The sequence below is a fragment of the Micromonospora sp. LOL_023 genome (assembly GCF_048060115.1).
Taxonomy (GTDB): domain Bacteria; phylum Actinomycetota; class Actinomycetes; order Mycobacteriales; family Micromonosporaceae; genus Micromonospora_E.
Genome location: NZ_JBHMIM010000090.1, coordinates 1 through 16,857, shown reverse-complemented (window position 1 = coordinate 16,857; position 16,857 = coordinate 1). Strand labels below are relative to the sequence as shown.

Here is a 16,857-nt window from a genome sequence, read left to right as displayed (position 1 = left end):
AGATCCCACAACCCCTCCGGCGAGACCACCCCACCGGGAAACCGGCACGCCATCCCCACGATCGCGATCGGTTCCCGGTCCCGCTGCTCGGCCGCGTCCAGCCGCCGACGCGTCTCCCTGAGCTCGGCGGTGGCGCGGCGCAAGTAGTCGAGCACCCGCAGCTCATCGACGGCCATGGCCGTCTCCCTTCGCCCGTACCCCGGCGATCTCCTCGACGTCGGGCACGATGTCGCGCGGGCTGGGGGTGGCGAGCATCTCCTTGCGCAACTGCATGGCGGCGTCGGTGAACGACGGTTCGTCGAGCACTCTGGCGAGCTGGGCCACGAGGTTGCCGGGTTCGGCGACCAGCGCCACACCCCGGGCCGCCATCTCACGCATGATGCCGGCCTCGCCCCAGATGTTGCCGGGCATTCCCACCTGCGGTACGCCGTGCACCACAGCGGCGTTGACCGTACCCATGCCTCCGAGATGCACCACCGCCGCGCAGGTCGGCAGCAACGCGTTGAGCGGGACATAGTCGAACAGCCGCACGTTGTCCGGAATCGGCGTTCCCGGTGGGATCTGGCTGGCGTTGAGGGTGGCGATCACCTCGACATCGAGGTCGGCGATCGCGGAGAGCAGACCCACGGCGCCGCTGTCGTCGGATTCGGCCGAGCCGAGCGCCCGGCGGGTCTGGCCCAGCGTGAGACACACCCGCCGCCGCTTGGGCCTGCGGCGCAACCAGGCGGGGATCACACTCGGTCCGCTGTAGGGAACGTGGCGCACGGGTCGGTAGTCGACGTCGGCATGCACCCGCAGGCAGGTGGGAATCGGCTCCAGAGTGGCCTGGCCGACCACCATCTCCTCGTCGAACTCGTGGCCGTATCGGGCCAGCTTGCCGCCGAGGTAGTCGGCCAGCGGGTCGTCGGCGGCCGCCGCTGGGTCGTCGCGGACCAGGTCGAGGAAGATCGCCCGCATCCGGGCCCAGTGATCGGGTGCGGGGATGATGCGTACGTGCGGCAGGCCCACCGCCCGGGCCATGACCGGCGCGGCGTAGTTATGGGCGTCCCACAACACCAGGTCCGGCCGCCAGACCCGGGCAAAATCCACCAGGTCGGACAGCGTCGAGTCGCCCGCCATGTACTCAGCGACCACCGAGGTGTACGCCCGGAACACCTCCCGCACGTACGGCAGGGTGAGCGTGGCCGGGTCGGTCTCGGTGATGTCGACGCCGAGCCCGTACGGGGTGTCCGAGGTGTCCAGGTTGCCACGGGCAGTCGGCAACTCCTCGCCCACCGCCACCGCAGTCAAACCGGTCCGCTTGGTTTCCTCGACGAGGTTGGGCTGAGTGGCGACGCAGACCTCATGGCCCGCCGCGCGCAGCGCCCAGGCGGTCGGCACGAGGTTGTACAGGTGCGAATTGACGGCGGGGGTGTTCACCAGGACACGCATTGCCTTCTCCTGTTGCGTTCGATGGAGCGGACGGTCAGGCGGCCGCGTACACGGTGCGGTACCAGTCGACCGTCTGGTCCAGCCCTTCCCGCAGCGACCTCGGAGTGAAGTCGATGATCTCGTTGAGCTTCGTGACGTCGAGGGTCCGGCTGGGCCGGCCACCGGATCGACGCGGGTCGGTACGAATCCGCTCCGGCCGGCCGAGCGCGGCGCAGATCGTCCGGGCGAGTTCGAGCACCGAGACCGTTTCGGTCGTACCGACGTTCATCATGTGGTACTTGTTGACCTCGACCATGCCGAGAATCGCCCGGACCAGGTCGGCGGCGTACATGTAGGTCCTGGTCTGACTACCGTCGCCCCAGATCTCGATCTCCTCGCCGGCGAGGACCTTGGCGAACATGCTGGGCACCACTCGGTCGGTGTCCGGCTCGAAGTTGTCCCGTGGGCCGTACACGCTGGTGAGCCGAGGCAGGAAGACGTTCATGCCGTACTCCGCCCGGTACGCCTCAGCCAGGATCTCGGCGTAGTTCTTGGACAGGTAGTAGCCGTCGCGGGAGTAGTTCATCCGCTGCCGGAAGTCGTCCTCCTCGGGGATCGGATCCCTCGTCGGCGACAGGTAGATGTCACTGGAGCTGATCAGCACGACGTCGGCGACGGTGTACCGACGAGCACAGTTGAGCACGTTGGACACCGAACGCATGTTGGCGTCGAGGATGTGCGCGGGCCGGTCCAGGCGCACGTCCATCGGCCCGGACACGACCGCGCAGTGGACGATCGCGTCGACCGGCCCGGACTGCCCGGCGATCAGCTCCGAGAGCTGTGTCTCGTCGTGCAGATCGAGGCGCACCGGTCGCACATCAGCTGGCAGCTGACGCAGCACCCGCCGGTTGTCCCGCCGATACGGCAGGGTCACCGTTGCGCCTGCGGCGACGAGCTCCTCCGCGAAGTGCGAGCCGATCAGGCCGAGCCCACCGGTGACGATGGCGTTCTTGCCTGCCCAGTAGTTCCTTGCCACGGTAGTCCTCTCCGTCGATCCGGCCGGTGCCGGGCGGTCAGCCGTTCCAGCTCGGGCACGATGTCGTGCGGGCTGGGCGTTGCCCGCAGGTCGTCGCGGAGCCGGCCGGCGTTGCGGGTGAAGGTCGCGTCGGTGAGTAGCCGGTCGACCCGGGTACGCAGCGCGTCGACCGAGAGCTTGCTTTTCAACCCGTCCCCGGCTAGCCGGTAGGGGTCCACGTACAGGCCGGCACCCTGGGCTTCCAGGTGCTCACCGAACCCCATCTCGTCCCAGTAGCGGCCCGGCACGATGAGATTCCGTACGCCGTGCACCAGGGCGTTCCCGAGAGTGCCGAATCCTCCGTGATGGATGATGACCGAGCAGGTCGGCAGCAGCTCGTTCAACGGGACGAAGTCGACCGCCCGCACGTTGTCCGGCAGGGCGCCGACCGACTCCAGCTGGGCGGCGTCCAGCGTGGCGATCAGCTCGACGTCGAGGCTCGCGACCGCCTCGATCAGCTCCTCGATGGCGAACAGATCCCCGCCCAGGCTCTCCCGGGCGGTCACGCCGAGGGTCAGGCACACCCGCGGCCGTCGTGGCGGCTCGTACACCCAGGACGGGGCCGTGGTCGGACCGTTGTACGGCACGTAGCGCACCGGCAGATAGGGCAGGTCGACCGGGAACCGCATCCACGACGGAGTCGGATCGATCGTCCACTGGCCGGTCATCAGCTCACCGGCGGTACCCGGCTTCAGCTCGCGGCCAAACCGGGACAGCCGGCTGACCAGCCAGTCGCCGACCAGGTCGTCCCGGCGTTCCGGCGGCTGCTGGGCGAGCAGGTCGACGTAGCGCAGGTACATCCGGCCGATGTGGTCCAGGCCGAAGAGCATCCGGGCGTGCGCCGCACCGCACGCCTGGGCCGCGATCGGGCCGACGTAGCTGAGCGCGTCCCAGATCACCAGGTCGGGTTGCCAGTGGCGGGCGAAGTCGACCAGCCCGTCGAGCATCGACCGGTTACCGGTGAGGTGTTCGTAGTGCAGGGAGCAGCCGACGGTGAAGGCGCCGAGGACGTACTCCCAGGTGAGCTGGTCGGCCCGAGTCTCGGTCATGCCCGCGTTGATGCTCTGCCAGGTACCGGCGCTGGTGACGTGCTCGCCGCGGGCGGCTGCCTCGGCCGGCTCGACTTCGACGGTCTCGTCGCCCACGGCCGCCACCGGCAGTCCGGTACGGGCGACGGCGTCCAGGATCTCCGGCTGGGTCGCGACGCACACCTCGTGGCCGGCCGCCCGCAACGCCCACGCCAGCGGCACCATGTTGTAGAAGTGCGTCTTAGCCCCATAGACCGCGAACATCACACGCATCGAGGTCCCCAACCGGTACGGTGGTCGATCGTCGGTGGTCGGTCTAGTTGCTGGCGCCGACCGGGGCGTCCCAGTCGATCCGGTGCCCGTACAGCCAGCTCATGTGCTCCAGGTCCTTCTCTGCGGCCTTCTGGTTGAACGCGATCGGCAGGAACAGGTCCCGGAAGACCCGCCCGACGCGTCCGTTGACCGCGATGGACCGGCTCGCCTCCCGACCGAACTCGACGACCTTCTCCACCCGGGGCCGGCGGATCTGCTCGTAGCGCGCGAACGCGTCGGCGATGTTCGGCACGTCACGCAAGCAGCGGCCGAGCTCGACCGCGTCCTCGATCGCCATCGACACGCCCTGCCCGCCGGACGGCGACACTGCGTGGCAGGCGTCCCCGATGATCACCATCCGCTCGTTGCGCCAGGTCGGCACGGTCGGCAGATCGTAGATCGGCCGCGGCGGAGTGATCTCGTCGGTGGCGTTGATGATGTCGATCGCGGCGCTGTCGTCGTCGGCGAACATGTCAAGCAGCTGGGTACGCCACTGCTGCGGGGCGATCGCCGACAGCGTCTCCTTGGTGGGTTCATCCGGCCACGTCGGCGCGGCGTACCACCATATGTCGCCGTTGGTGTGGTGGATGTAGCAGAAGAAGCTGCGCTTGCCGAGGTACATGAACTCGGTGCCCGGCTGACCGGGGACGTCGACGCCCCGGGCGTATCCGCTGGTGGTCACCATGCCACCGAATCGCAGCGGCACGTCACCGCCGTTGATCAGGCGACGGACCACCGAGTGCGCCCCGTCCGCGCCGATCAGCAGGTCGCCGCGGGCCTCACTGCCGTCGGAGAAGTACGCGACGACACCGTCGGCGGTGACCTTGGCGTTGGTCAATCGCCTGCCGAACTCGATCTGGATGCCCCGGCCGATCGCCTCGTCGCGCAGCGCGTTGTACAGATCGGACCGGGTGATGGCCCGGGCCACGGTGCCGTCGGGCAGCGGGTTGCCGTTGGGCACCTCGGCCAGCACGCGGCCGCTTCCCAGGTGGTATCGGTACATGGGAATGTCGAACCCGGCGGCGAGGTGGTCGACTCCAAGTTGGAGCAGCGCGTGGTACCCGTTGACGGCGAGCACGAGGTTCGCCCCGATGCCGTCGGCGGTCCGGTCGTACGCCTCGTACACGACCGGTTTGACACCGGCCTTCGCCAGCGCGATTGCGCTGATCGGTCCTGCCACACCGCCGCCGATGATCAGTGCTGTGGTCATCACGGTCTCCGTCCTGCGGTTCGGTGGACAGCCAGGACGCTGTCCCGTGCAGCGAATCAGTTCGACGAGAAGGGCTGCGTCGCCAGTGTGTCGACCGCCCGACGACGGCACAGCCCCTAGCCGCCCCGGTCACCGGAGCGACCCGTAAGGGGTTGACGGTAGGGGTGTGCGGCGACGTAGACAGATGTCGCCTTGATGGTTGCTGTCCACGCTGACAGTGCCGGCGGATTCGGCGACGGTGATGCTCGCGCAAGCCCGACGACAGAGGTGTGGGATGGACTACGTAAGGCTCGGCCGGACCGCGTTGTCGGTGAGCCCGATGTGCCTCGGCACACTCAACTTCGGTGTCCGCACCAGCGTCGACGAGGCGTACGCCCTCATGGACGCAGCGCTCAGTCAGGGAATCAACTTCTTCGACACCGCGAACCACTACGGCTGGCAGGTACACCGAGGACTGACTGAGGAGATCCTCGGTGACTGGTTCGCCAAGGGCGGCGGGCGGCGCGAGAAGGTGGTACTCGGCAGCAAGGTGTGCAACTCGATGAGCGACTGGCCGAATGACCGCGGCCTGTCGATGCGCCACATCATCACTGCCTGCGATGACTCGCTCCGGCGGCTGAAGACCGACTGGATCGACGTGTACCAGATGCACCACGCCGATCCCCACGCCTCCTGGGAGGAGGTGTGGCAGGCGATGGAGTTACTCGTCCAGCAAGGCAAGATCCGCTACGTCGGCTCGTCGAACTTCACCGGCTGGAGCCTGGCGGCCGGGCAGGAACGTGCCCGGGCCCGGGACAACCTCGGTCTGGTGTCCGAGCAGTGCCTGTACAACCTGGTCAATCGGCAGCCCGAGCTGGAGATCGTGCCAGCCGCCCAGGCGTACCAGATCGGGGTGCTGGCCTGTTCCCCGCTGCACGGCGGGCTGCTCGGCGGCGGGCTGCGCAAGCTCGCCGACGGGACCGCGGTCAAGACGGCTCAGGGCCGGGCGATGGTCGCGATCGAAACGCGGCGGGCGGACATCGCCGCGTACGAGAGTCTCTGTGCGCAGGCCGGATTCGACCCGGCGGAGCTTGCCCAGGCGTGGTTACTGCACCGACCCGGAGTCACCGCGGTGGTGACCGGGCCACGCACGATGGCCCATCTCGACGCGGCCATCCACGCGCTGAAGATCGAGCTCGACGACGACCTGCTCGCCCAGCTGGACCGGATCTTCCCGCCGATGGTCAGCCAGATCCCCCAGGCGTGGTGACCCCGTGACCAGACACCAGATCGACCCCCGAAAAGTCAGCGAGAGCGATCTCGCCCGCCATCTGCTCGCCGCCCGTGGCATCCAGTGGATGCGCGGCAACCGCGGCGACCCGTACGCGCTGATTCTGCGCGCCCAGGGAATCGACCCGCGTCGGCTGTTCCCGGCGCTACGCGGTGCCCCGGCGCTGCGGCAGAGCGAGACAGACGTCTGGGTTACCGTCGACCACACCGTCGGCACCTCGATCTTGGCCGACGGGCGGCTGAAGCTACGCGACCGGTCGGCCGACCGGCGCCGCAAGAGAATCTTCTCGATCGACTCGCGCACCAGCCTCAAGCACGTGCTCTCAGTCGACGACGGCGTCTGCGGCCCGGAACGCGCCGACCAGGACCGGCTGGCCGCCCTCGCCGCCGCGGCGATCGGGCCGCAGGCCATACAGCGGCGCCGCGACGACGTGTCCCGGGTCTTCCGGGACACGGTCAAGCGGTCCGGCGACCGGTTCGACCTGGTGCAGGACTTCGCCCGAGTGGCGGTCGCCGACGTTCTCAGCGATCTGCTCGGCGTGCCCGAGGCGCAGCGGGACCGGTTCGCCACCGCGCTGCCCGGTGCCGGATTCGCGCTCGACGCCGTGCTGTGCCCGCCGACACTGGGCATGACCCGCACGCTGGTCGAGTCGTTCGACGCGCTGCGGAGCTTGCTCGCCGAGCTGGTGGCGGACCGCAGCGGCGCCGGGTCCGGCGGCGGTGTCCCGGACGGTACTGCGGGCAGGGACGTGATCACTACCGTACTGACCGCCGGCGGTAGGCCCGACGACGCGTTGGCGGCCGGACTGATCACCGCCGTCTTGGGCGCGGAGATCACGACGAACCTCATTGGCGCGGCGGTGTGCGCCCTGCTGGACGATCCGGGGCAGTGGCGGATGCTGTGTGACGACCCCGACCGGGCCGTCGCCGTCATCGAGGAGACGTTGCGCTACGACCCACCGGTACGGATCGAGAGCCGGATCGCGGCGGAGGCCGTCGAGATCGCCGGGCAGTCCGTGCCGGCCGGTGACCAGGTCGTCGTTCTGGTCGATGGCGCCAACCGCGACCCCGGCGCCTTCACCGAACCCGACCGGTTCGCCGTCGACCGGCCGTCGCCGGCGGGCCACCTGTCCCTTTCGGTGGGCGCCACCGGCGCACTCGTCGCGGCGCCCGCACGGCTGCTCGCCGAGGTGGCGTTGCGCACCCTCGCCACCCACGCTGCCGGGCTGCGCCCGGCGGGCGAGGTCGTGCGTCGTATGAGGTCTCCGGTCGTGCGCGGCATCGCGCGCTGCCCGGTTGAGGTCTGACCAGACAAGCGAAGGTGGGTGGAGCGCCCTATGTCCACGTTGGTGTGGGACTACCTGGCGGAGTACGAGGACGAGCGCGAGGACATCCTCGACGCAGTCGACCAGGTGTTCCGATCGGGCAAACTCGTCCTCGGCAAGAGCGTGCTCGGCTTCGAGTCGGAGTTCGCCGCCTATCACGGAGCGGCGCACTGCGTCGGGGTCGACAACGGCACCAATGCCCTCAAGCTCGGGTTGCAGGCGCTCGGCGTCGGTCCCGGCGACGAGGTGATCACCGTGTCCAACACGGCCGCCCCCACGGTCGTGGCCGTCGATGGCACCGGGGCCACCCCGGTCTTCGTCGACGTCCGTCGCGAGGACTACCTGATGGACGTCGATCAGGTGGCCGCCGCCATCACGGCGCGGACCAAGTGTCTGCTGCCGGTCCATCTGTACGGCCAGTGCGTCGACATGGCGCCGCTGGAGGCTCTGGCAGCCCGGCACGGGTTGACCATCCTCGAGGACTGCGCGCAGTCACACGGTGCCCGGCACCATGGCCGGCTCGCCGGCAGCATGGGCAACGCGGCGGCGTTCTCCTTCTACCCGACCAAGGTGCTCGGCGCGTACGGCGACGGCGGCGCCACGATCACCTCCGATGACGAGGTGATGAGCAACCTGCGGCGGCTGCGGTACTACGGCATGCGGGAGCGCTACTACGTCGTGGAGGTTCCCGGCCACAACAGTCGCCTCGACGAGGTGCAGGCCGAGATTCTGCGACGCAAACTGGGCCGCCTTGACGACTACATCACCCGACGGCGGGCGGTCGCCCGACGGTACACCGAAGGGCTTGCCGACACCGACCTGGTGCTGCCGTCGCTGGCGCAGGGCAACGACCACGTCTACTACGTGTACGTGGTCCGGCATCCCCGGCGCGACCAGATCATCGAGGCGCTCAAGGCGTACGACATCCACCTCAACATCAGCTACCCATGGCCGGTGCACACCATGACCGGCTTCGCCCACCTCGGCTACCAGACGGGCTCGTTGCCGGTCACCGAGGAACTGGCACACCAGATCTTCTCACTGCCGATGTACGCCTCACTGTCCCTGGACATCCAGGACAAGGTGATCGACGCGCTGCGCGAGGTTCTGCGCACGCTCTGATCCGCGGCCTGGTTCCCCGGTTGGAGGAGCAGCCCATGACCGTCCCTCGGACGTATCCTGTCGATCTACGCGGTCGGGACAACCCCGCGACACCCGCGCAGATCGCCGAGTCGGTGCTTTCCCGTGTCAGCCCGTTCGGACAACTGGAAGGCTTCTTCACCTGGTTCTCGGCGCTGCGTGAGCACTCCTACACCGACGTCGAGCGGATACCTCTGGACGAGATGCAGGGTTGGCACACCGATCCGGACAGCGGCGATATCGCCCACCGCAGTGGCAAGTTCTACACCATCCGCGGGCTTGACATCCGGGTGCCGGACGGGCCTGTGCCGCAGTGGAGCCAACCGATCATTCACCAGCCGGAGGTCGGCATCCTCGGCATCCTGGTCAAGAAGTTCGGCGGAGTGCTGCACTGCCTGATGCAGGCGAAGGTGGAACCGGGCAACTGCAACGGCCTACAGCTCTCCCCCACGGTCCAGGCGACCCGGAGCAACTACACCGGCGTCCACCAGGGCCGGGCCGTGCCGTACCTGGACTACTTCCGCGAACCGGCCCGCCACCAGATACTGGCCGACGTACGGCAGTCCGAGCAGGGTTCCTGGTTCTACCACAAGCGCAACCGCAACATGGTCATCGAGGTGACCGAGGACGTCGAGCTGCTGCCCGGCTTCTGCTGGCTGACCCTGGGGCAGGTCCACGAACTGCTTGCTGTGGACGACGTCATCAACATGGACGCCCGAACGGTGCTGGCTTGCCTGCCGTTCTCCGGCAGCGGTTTGCTGACCGCCTTCCCCGACACGGCCGACAACTTCCGCGCGGCGTTGGTCCGCTCCTGCAGCGTCGAACATGGCGGCCGGCACACCACGAGCGAGATCCTCAACTGGCTGACCGATGTCCGGACCAGGGCTGAGGTGTGGACCACCGACGTCCCGCTGGGCGGGCTGCCAGGCTGGTCCCGCAAGAAGGGTCTGATCAGCCACGAGAGCGGACGGTTCTTCGAGGTCATCGGGGTGCACGTCCAGGCCAGGGGGCGGGAGGTGGACCAGTGGAGCCAGCCGATGATCAGGCCGTGTGAGGAGGGGATCGCCGCGTTCCTGGTCGCCCGCATCGACGGGGTGCTGCACGCTCTGGTCAGAGCCATGGTCCAGCCCGGCTACAAGGACGTGGCCGAGCTGGCGCCAACGGTGCAGTGCGCTCCCGGCAACTACCAGGACCTTCCGGTGACGGCCCGGCCGCGGTTCCTCGACGTCGTGCTCGACGCCCACCCGGAGCAGGTTCGCTACGACGTCACCCTGTCCGAGGAGGGCGGCCGGTTCTACCACGCCCGCAACCGCTATCTGGTGGTGGAGGTGCCGGCCGACCCGCAGTTCGACGAACCCAACTTCCGGTGGATGCCGCTGCACCAGCTCGTCGACCTGCTACAGCACAGCCACTACGTCAACGTCGAGGCACGCAGTCTGATCGCTTGCCTGCACAGCCTGTCCGGCGGATGAGCCGGGTTCCCCCAACCACGATCACGGAGAGCTGTGCAGTATGTCACGATGTCGGGTCTGCAGCCATCCCATCCGCGAGTTCTTCGATTTCGAACGGCAGCCGCTGTCGTCGGCCTTCCCCCGAACGGGCGAGCTCGACGAGGAGTACTTCTTCCGCCTGGCGGTCGGTATGTGCGAATCATGCACACTGGTGCAGCTCATCGACGCGGTACCGCCGGAGCGCGCCCATCACCAGGGCTACCCGTACCATTCGGCGGCTTCGTCGGTGATGTGCAAGCACTTCGAACAGACTGCCCGCCGGTTCCTGGAGACGGAGCTGACCGGCGCGGACCCGTTCGTCGTGGAGATCGGCGCCAACGACGGTGTGATGCTGCGAACCTGCGGGGACGCTGGCGTTCGGCATCTCGCGGTCGAGCCGTCGGGAGCTACCGGTGTGCGGGCGCACCGAGCGTTCTTCGACGCGCACGCCGCCACCCGAATCCGCGACGCGGACGGAACCGCCGACGTGGTGTACGCGGCCAACACCATCTGCGGGGTCACCGACCTGCAACCCGTCTTCGAAGGGTTGGACGTGCTGCTCGCCCCGGACGGGGTCTTCGTCTTCGAGGATCCGTACCTCGGCGAAATCATCGAGCGGACCAGCTTCGACCAGATCTACGACGAGCACGTCTTCTTCTTCACCGTCCGGGCGGTCGGCGCGCTCGCCGACCGGTTCGGGTTCGAGCTGGTCGACATCGAGCGGCTGCCGGTGCACGGCGGTCAGATCCGGTACACCCTCGCCCGGCCGGGCCGACGGGAGCCGTCGCCGGCTGTCGCCGACGCGCTGCGCACGGAGCAGGCCCACGGCCTTGCCGAGTTGGTCACCCTGGAGCGGTTCGCGGCCCGCGTACAACGTATCCGCGACGACCTGGTCGCACTACTGCACGAGTTGCGCGCCGACGGGGCGCGGATCGTCGGGTACGGAGCCACCGCGAAGAGCTCCACGATGGCGAACTACTGCGGGATCGGGCCGGAACTGATCCCATTCGTCTGTGACACCACCCCTGCCAAGCAGGGCCGGTTGACCCCCGGCTCGCATATCCCGGTCCGTCCGGTGGAGGCCTTCGCCGACCCGTACCCGGACTTCGCGCTGCTGTTCGCCTGGAACCACGCCGAGGAGATCATGGCGAAGGAGCGTGCCTTCCGCGAGGCCGGCGGCCGGTGGATTCTGTACGTACCACAGGTACACATCGTCTAGCGCCCACCGCGCGACGCGTCGAACACCGGCCCGACCTCACCTGGTCGGGCCCCGCACCGTCCGCCCCTCCGGTATCGAGCCAGCGCGACAAGGGGGCGTCGCCCGCCAGCGTCGGGGGAAACGCCGGCGGGCGACGCCGTGGGGGTAAAGCCGTCAGGCGAAACGTTTGCGGTAGATCCGGGTGGCCAGGGGCGCCGCCACGCAGAGGATGGCCACCCACCAGAGGACGGCCTGCCAGCCGGTGTCCCCGACCGGGCGGCCCAGCAGCAGTTGGCGTACGGTGTCCACGACCAACGTCACCGGCTGGTGTTCGACAAATGCGCGCAGCCCGTCCGGCAGCGTCTCGGCCTGCACGAACGCCGTGCTGGCGTACGGGCTGAACATCAGGATGAGGCCGAGTCCGCTGGCACCGTCGACGCTCTTGGCGACCAGTCCCAGTACCGCCGACACCCACGCCAGTGAGAAGGCGAACAGCAGCAGAACGGCCGCCGCCAGCAACCACTCGACGACCGACGCGGACGGCCGGAAGCCGACCAGCAGGCCGAGGCCGACCATGACCACCAGGGCGATCATCCCTCGGATGACAGCGGCCACGATGTGCCCGGTCAGTACCGCCGAGTCCAGCATCGCGATCGCCCGGAACCGGTCGACAACGCCTTCCTGCATGTCGGACTGTACGGCCAACGTCGTGGAGACGGAGATCATCGTCACGGCGATGACGAGGATGCCCGGCACCAGATAGTTGATGTAGGTGGTGGCGCCGACGTCGATGGCTCCGCCGAACATGAAGCGGAACATCAACAGCATCACCGCCGGCAGCATGATCGCGGTGAAGATCTGGTCCGGGCTGCGGGTCAGGTGGTGCACGTGCCGTCCGATCAGGACGCGCGTGTCGCTGATCGCCCAGTACAGCTTGGATCGCTTCTCCGGCAGGACCACTGTCTCAGTGGCCGGTACGGTCGTCACTGCGTCGCTCCTGCGTGCTCGGTGGTGGTGGAGCCCTCGCGGTGGGTGAGAGCGAAGAACACATCGTCGAGGGTCGGCTTGGTCAGCGACAATGAGTCGATCTCCAAACCGTGCTGCTCCAGCAGGTCGAGCAACCGCTTGACGTGCGCGGCACCGTCGATGAAGATGCTGATGCTCCGGGTCACCTCGTCGCGCTGGATGCCTTCGCCGTCGATCAGCTCGACGGCTCGGGCGTAGCCACCGGCGCTCGTCAGGACGAGCTCCACCCGTTCCTTGCCGACTCCCTGCTTGAGCTCGGCCGCGGTGCCCTCGGCGATGATCCGCCCGTCGTCGATGACCGCGATCCGGTCCGCCAACTGGTCGGCCTCCTCAAGGTACTGGGTGGTAAGGAGGATGGTGATGCCGGCGGCCAGCAGTTGCTTGATCGCCTCCCACATCGTCGCCCGGCTGCGTGGATCGAGGCCGGTGGTGGGCTCGTCGAGGAACAGAACCGACGGCGGGACGATCAGAGTCGCGGCCAGGTCGAGCCGCCGCTTCATCCCGCCGGAGTAGGTCTTCACCCGGTTGTCCGCAGCGTCGACCAGGTCGAACTGCTCCAGCAACTGCTGGGCGCGCAGCGCCGCGTTGGCCGGGCTCAGCCGGTGCAGGCGCCCCATCATGATCAGGTTCTCCCGCCCGGTGTGCATCCAGTCCAGTGACACGAACTGGCTGACCAGACCGATGGAGCTGCGGACGCCGTTGCGCTGCTTGACAACGTCGTAGCCGTTGACGAGGACTTCACCGCTCGTGGGCCGGCTGAGTGTACTCAGGACCTTGACGACGGTGGTCTTGCCCGCCCCGTTCGGGCCGAGCAGCGCGAGCATGGTGCCCCGCTGTACGTCGAGGTCGACCCCCTTGAGGACCTCGACCTTCTGGAACTTCTTCCGGAGATCACGTATCCGGATTCCTGACTCGGTCATCAAGCTCCTTCTGTTGTTGCTTGGTCAGGCACGGCTGGGCAGGAATGAGTGACGCCTGGTAGCACGCGACGAACGCGCTCCACCGGTGGGTTGATCAGTGCCGGGCCCGGCCGGGCCCGGCATGAGAACGTGAACGTGACGACAGCGGGTGCCGTCCGGACAGCGAATCCAGCGCGACCGCACCCGCCGAAGCGGGTACCGGCAGCGTGGACCTGATCAAGTCGATGCTGACAGCGCCGACGCTAACAGTATGGGGGTCAAACTGATGCGTTTATGGTATACATGGTTCCGACAGGACGTCAACGAGCAGGCGGTGGGCATGGCATCCGGGCAGAACAGTGGCGGCGCGACCGCCCCCTCCTTCGAGTTCCTCTGGCGCGACACACGGGCCCCCCGGTCCGGTCCCGGCCCCAAGCCCGCGCTGAGTGTCGACAAGATCGTGCTGACCGCGATCGAGATGGCTGACGAGGAGGGACTCGACGCGGTCTCCATGCAGCAGGTCGCCAAGCGGCTCGACTTCACCGCGATGTCCCTGTACCGCTACGTACCTAGCAAATCCCACCTGGTCGACGCGATGACCGACGTCGCCTCCGGCGATCCACCGGACCTCGACGCGGTGACCGGCGGCTGGCAGGCGAAGGTCGAGACCTGGGTCAAGGCCATCTGGGGGCGGTACCAGCGCCATCCGTGGATGCTGCAGGTCCGGGTCAGCTACCCGATCGGGCCCAACCAGCTGGCCTGGTTCGAGAGCCTGCTCGGTGCGATCGCCGACAGCGGACTCGGCTACGACGAGATGGTCTCGGTCAGCCTCTTCCTCAGCGGCGCCACCCAGGGCATGGCCCGGATCTCCCTCGACATGGCCCCGGCCGGCGCCGAGCCCACCGGCGGAGGACTCGGCTACGAACAGGCCCTCGCGACGGTCGTCGACACCGAGCGGTTCCCGACTCTCGCCCGTCTGCTCGCCGCCGGCACATTCGCCACCCCGGCCGCACCCACCGGCGCGGACAGCGACGTCATTCCCAACCTCGAGTTCGGTCTCCGACAACTCCTGGAAGGCATCCATGTCTACGTGACCCGACGCACGCAGCTAGGGGCAGATAGGGGTTAACCAGAATCGCATTCCACGGCTAGGCTCGGTCCGTAATTCCCGATACGGGATGAGCGCACCCAACAATGAGGGTTGTTCAGGTCGACGTCGGACAGGTATCCGAACGGAAGCGTCGCACTGAACAATACTCGACATGCTGCGGAGCAGTTCATGCGCGTACTGTTCACGGTGTTCGCTGCCAAACCACATTTTTACAACATGGTCCCGTTGGCCTGGTCGCTGCAAGCGGCCGGGCACGAGGTCCGAATCGCGAGTCAACCGGACCTCGTGGAGATCATCGCCACTACCGGTCTCACCGCGGTCCCGGTCGGCAGCGAACTCGACATGGTCACCGCCTTCCAGGACGGTACGGACGACGGCTCCGGCGGCGCACCGTGGCAGCGCCTGACCGGGCTCAGCGAGCTCGACCCGGCCAAGCTCACCTGGAACTACGTCCTCGGCGTATTCACCATCGGCTGTTCCATGGAGTACGAGTACCTGGCCGGCCAGGCCGTGACGGACGACCTGGTCGAGTTCTCCCGGGCATGGCGGCCGGATCTCGTCGTCTGGGACGCGCTGACCTTTGCCGGGGCGATCGCCGCCCACGTCAGCGGGGCCGCCCACGCCCGTATCCTCTTCGGGCAGGACTACGTGTTCCGGATGTACGCCGACTACCGCGCGATGCTCGACCGCCAGCCACGGGAGTGCTGGGACGACCCGATCTCCGACTGGCTGGCCGGACGCCTGGCCCGCTACGGCTGCCCCTACGAGCAGCATCAGGACCTGGAGCTGATGACCGGTCAGTGGACGATCGACCCCACCCCGGCCTGGATGCGGCTCCCCCTCGACCTGACGTACCTGCCCGTGCGCTACGTGCCGTTCAACGGTCCGACCAGCGTGCCCGAGTGGGCACTCACTCCCCCGGCGCACCCACGCATCTGTTTGTCACTTGGCGTGTCCGGCAGAGAACTGTTCGGTGGCGATCATCTTTCCCACGGCGACCTCACCACCGTGTCCGATCTACTGGACGCGCTCGCTGACTTTGACATCGAGGTGGTAGCGACACTCAACGCCGAACAACTCGCCTCGGTGGACCGCCTGCCAGACAACGTCCGAGTGGTGGACTTCGTCCCTCTCAACGAGTTGCTGCCCAGCTGCTCGGCGGTGATCCACCACGGTGGGTTCGGCACCACCGGCAACGTGCTGGCGCACGGCGTACCCGGGATCGTGATCCCAGCGCCGTGGTGGGACGCCGCCCGGCTAGCCCAGCACCTGCAGGAACGCGGCGCTGGCTTCCTGCTGGACCACGACGAGCTGTCCCGGGCCGCGCTGTGTGACCGGCTCACCCGCCTGCTCACCGATCCACAGATCGCCGACCACGCCGCCCAGGTCCGCGCCGAGCTTTTGGACACGCCGAGCCCGCACGAGCTGGTCCCGCAGCTGGAGCAGCTCGCGGCGCGGCACCGCACCGCCGATCCCCAGCCAGCCGGAAGCAGGTGAACCGCGATGCGCGTCCTGGTCACCGTCATCGCCGTCAAGACCCATCTGTACAACGTGGTTCCCATGGCGTGGGCGTTGCAGGCCGCCGGGCACGAGGTCCGGGTGGCCAGCCAGCCGGACCTGGTCGAGGCGATCACCAGCGCCGGCCTGACCGCTGTGGCGGTCGGTGATCCGCTCGGCATGGGCCGGTCGGCGCACGGCCCCCGTGGGCAGACGTTCCGCGCGCACGGCGGCAGCATGCTCGTCGCCGCGGGCGAGGAGTTGACCTGGGAACACGCCCTCGGCGCACTGACTGTCGCGTGCGCGGTCGAGTACGAGTTCTTCGCCGGCCAGACAGCGCTGGACGACCTGGTGGAGTTCGCCCGCGGCTGGCAACCAGACCTGGTGATCTGGGACGCGTTGACCTTCGCCGGGGCGATCGCCGCCCGCGCCTGCGGCGCCGCACACGCCCGCATGCTGTTCGGCATCGACTACATCACCCAGATGTACGACAACTACCGGGCGCTGCTCGACGAGCAGCCCGCCGACCGGCGCGACGACCCGGTGACCGACTGGCTCACCGGCAGACTCGGCCGCTACGGCTGCGAACTCGGCCCATCGGACGCGCTGGAGCTGATGACCGGGCAGGTCACGATCGACCCCACCCCGACGTGGATGCAGCTACCGCTCAGGCTGCCAGTCCTGCCGGTGCGGTTCGTGCCGTTCAACGGCGCGGCCAGCGTTCCGCAGTGGATCTACGATTCGCCACGGCGGCCACGGGTGTGCCTGTCCCTGGGCATGTCGGGACGGGACCTGTTCGGCGGTGACCTGGTCTCCGTGGCCGACCTGCTCACCGCACTGGCCGAACTCGACATCGAACTCGTCGCC

15 protein-coding genes are annotated in these 16,857 nt (G+C 68.2%); 8 read left to right on the top strand and 7 right to left on the bottom strand.

Annotated features, from left to right (window positions below):
• The 5 genes from ACFHVL_RS29265 to ACFHVL_RS29245 form a co-directional block, all read right to left on the bottom strand.
• Positions 1-176, bottom strand: a 176-nt coding sequence (locus tag ACFHVL_RS29265; RefSeq protein WP_416631754.1) for a polyketide synthase docking domain-containing protein, incomplete at its 3' end; no start/stop codon positions are given.
• On the bottom strand, positions 163-1,431 hold the full coding sequence (locus ACFHVL_RS29260) for an activator-dependent family glycosyltransferase (RefSeq protein ID WP_416631753.1): 1,269 nt from the start codon (positions 1,429-1,431) through the stop codon (positions 163-165). The genes ACFHVL_RS29265 and ACFHVL_RS29260, both read right to left, overlap by 14 nt.
• A 34-nt stretch (positions 1,432-1,465) precedes the next feature.
• Positions 1,466-2,446 carry an NAD-dependent epimerase/dehydratase family protein gene (locus tag ACFHVL_RS29255; protein ID WP_416631752.1) on the bottom strand — a complete coding sequence of 327 codons (981 nt, stop codon included), beginning with the start codon at positions 2,444-2,446 and terminating at the stop codon, positions 1,466-1,468.
• Complete coding sequence (locus tag ACFHVL_RS29250) at positions 2,389-3,786, bottom strand: activator-dependent family glycosyltransferase (RefSeq protein ID WP_416631751.1); 1,398 nt, start codon at positions 3,784-3,786, stop codon at positions 2,389-2,391. Before ACFHVL_RS29250 ends, ACFHVL_RS29255 begins: the two co-directional genes overlap by 58 nt.
• Before the next feature lie 43 nt (positions 3,787-3,829).
• Positions 3,830-5,035 carry an FAD-dependent oxidoreductase gene (locus ACFHVL_RS29245; protein ID WP_416631750.1) on the bottom strand — a complete coding sequence of 402 codons (1,206 nt, stop codon included), beginning with the start codon at positions 5,033-5,035 and terminating at the stop codon, positions 3,830-3,832.
• A 274-nt stretch (positions 5,036-5,309) separates the two neighbouring features.
• On the opposite strand from ACFHVL_RS29245, the gene ACFHVL_RS29240 reads away from it, so the two are divergent.
• From ACFHVL_RS29240 to ACFHVL_RS29220, 5 genes are read left to right on the top strand one after another with little or no spacing between them, the layout of a single operon-like run.
• Positions 5,310-6,284 carry an aldo/keto reductase gene (locus ACFHVL_RS29240; RefSeq protein WP_416631749.1) on the top strand — a complete coding sequence of 325 codons (975 nt, stop codon included), beginning with the start codon at positions 5,310-5,312 and terminating at the stop codon, positions 6,282-6,284.
• Between the two features lie 4 nt (positions 6,285-6,288).
• On the top strand, positions 6,289-7,611 hold the full coding sequence (locus ACFHVL_RS29235; protein ID WP_416631748.1) for a P450-derived glycosyltransferase activator: 1,323 nt from the start codon (positions 6,289-6,291) through the stop codon (positions 7,609-7,611).
• Between the two features lie 30 nt (positions 7,612-7,641).
• Positions 7,642-8,751, top strand: a complete 1,110-nt coding sequence (locus tag ACFHVL_RS29230) for a DegT/DnrJ/EryC1/StrS family aminotransferase (RefSeq protein ID WP_416631747.1) — start codon at positions 7,642-7,644, stop codon at positions 8,749-8,751.
• Between the two features lie 35 nt (positions 8,752-8,786).
• The gene (locus tag ACFHVL_RS29225) at positions 8,787-10,241 is read left to right on the top strand and encodes an NDP-hexose 2,3-dehydratase family protein (RefSeq protein WP_416631746.1); all 1,455 of its coding nucleotides are present in this window, start codon (positions 8,787-8,789) and stop codon (positions 10,239-10,241) included.
• Positions 10,242-10,281: 40 nt separating this feature from the next.
• Positions 10,282-11,478, top strand: coding sequence for a class I SAM-dependent methyltransferase (locus ACFHVL_RS29220; RefSeq protein WP_416631745.1), 1,197 nt, complete (start codon positions 10,282-10,284; stop codon positions 11,476-11,478).
• 153 nt (positions 11,479-11,631) lie between these two features.
• Here the strand turns inward: ACFHVL_RS29220 and ACFHVL_RS29215 are convergent, their stop codons facing one another.
• Entirely contained in the window at positions 11,632-12,444 is an 813-nt protein-coding gene (locus ACFHVL_RS29215; RefSeq protein WP_416631744.1) for an ABC transporter permease, read from the bottom strand.
• Positions 12,441-13,406 (bottom strand): ATP-binding cassette domain-containing protein, encoded by a 966-nt coding sequence (locus tag ACFHVL_RS29210; RefSeq protein WP_416631743.1) that lies wholly within the window; start codon positions 13,404-13,406, stop codon positions 12,441-12,443. The genes ACFHVL_RS29215 and ACFHVL_RS29210 overlap by 4 nt, the downstream gene beginning before the upstream one ends.
• Before the next feature lie 316 nt (positions 13,407-13,722).
• Between ACFHVL_RS29210 and ACFHVL_RS29205 the strand changes: the two genes are divergently transcribed.
• From ACFHVL_RS29205 to ACFHVL_RS29195, 3 genes are all read left to right on the top strand, one after another.
• Entirely contained in the window at positions 13,723-14,511 is a 789-nt protein-coding gene (locus tag ACFHVL_RS29205; protein ID WP_416631742.1) for a TetR/AcrR family transcriptional regulator, read from the top strand.
• Positions 14,512-14,661: 150 nt separating this feature from the next.
• Complete coding sequence (locus tag ACFHVL_RS29200; RefSeq protein ID WP_416631741.1) at positions 14,662-15,990, top strand: activator-dependent family glycosyltransferase; 1,329 nt, start codon at positions 14,662-14,664, stop codon at positions 15,988-15,990.
• Positions 15,991-15,996: 6 nt separating this feature from the next.
• Positions 15,997-16,857: glycosyl transferase family 28 (locus ACFHVL_RS29195; protein ID WP_416631739.1), on the top strand; the 861-nt coding region annotated here is incomplete at its 3' end.

Bases quoted from the DNA above. Each gene is read 5' to 3' on its own strand.
- ACFHVL_RS29220 (WP_416631745.1), top strand. From the start codon at position 10,282: ATGTCACGATGTCGGGTCTGCAGCCATCCCATCCGCGAGTTCTTCGAT.
- ACFHVL_RS29245 (WP_416631750.1), bottom strand. From the start codon at position 5,035: ATGACCACAGCACTGATCATCGGCGGCGGTGTGGCAGGACCGATCAGC.
- ACFHVL_RS29240 (WP_416631749.1), top strand. From the start codon at position 5,310: ATGGACTACGTAAGGCTCGGCCGGACCGCGTTGTCGGTGAGCCCGATG.
- ACFHVL_RS29225 (WP_416631746.1), top strand. From the start codon at position 8,787: ATGACCGTCCCTCGGACGTATCCTGTCGATCTACGCGGTCGGGACAAC.
- ACFHVL_RS29200 (WP_416631741.1), top strand. From the start codon at position 14,662: ATGCGCGTACTGTTCACGGTGTTCGCTGCCAAACCACATTTTTACAAC.
- ACFHVL_RS29260 (WP_416631753.1), bottom strand. From the start codon at position 1,431: ATGCGTGTCCTGGTGAACACCCCCGCCGTCAATTCGCACCTGTACAAC.
- ACFHVL_RS29230 (WP_416631747.1), top strand. From the start codon at position 7,642: ATGTCCACGTTGGTGTGGGACTACCTGGCGGAGTACGAGGACGAGCGC.
- ACFHVL_RS29250 (WP_416631751.1), bottom strand. From the start codon at position 3,786: ATGCGTGTGATGTTCGCGGTCTATGGGGCTAAGACGCACTTCTACAAC.
- ACFHVL_RS29205 (WP_416631742.1), top strand. From the start codon at position 13,723: ATGGCATCCGGGCAGAACAGTGGCGGCGCGACCGCCCCCTCCTTCGAG.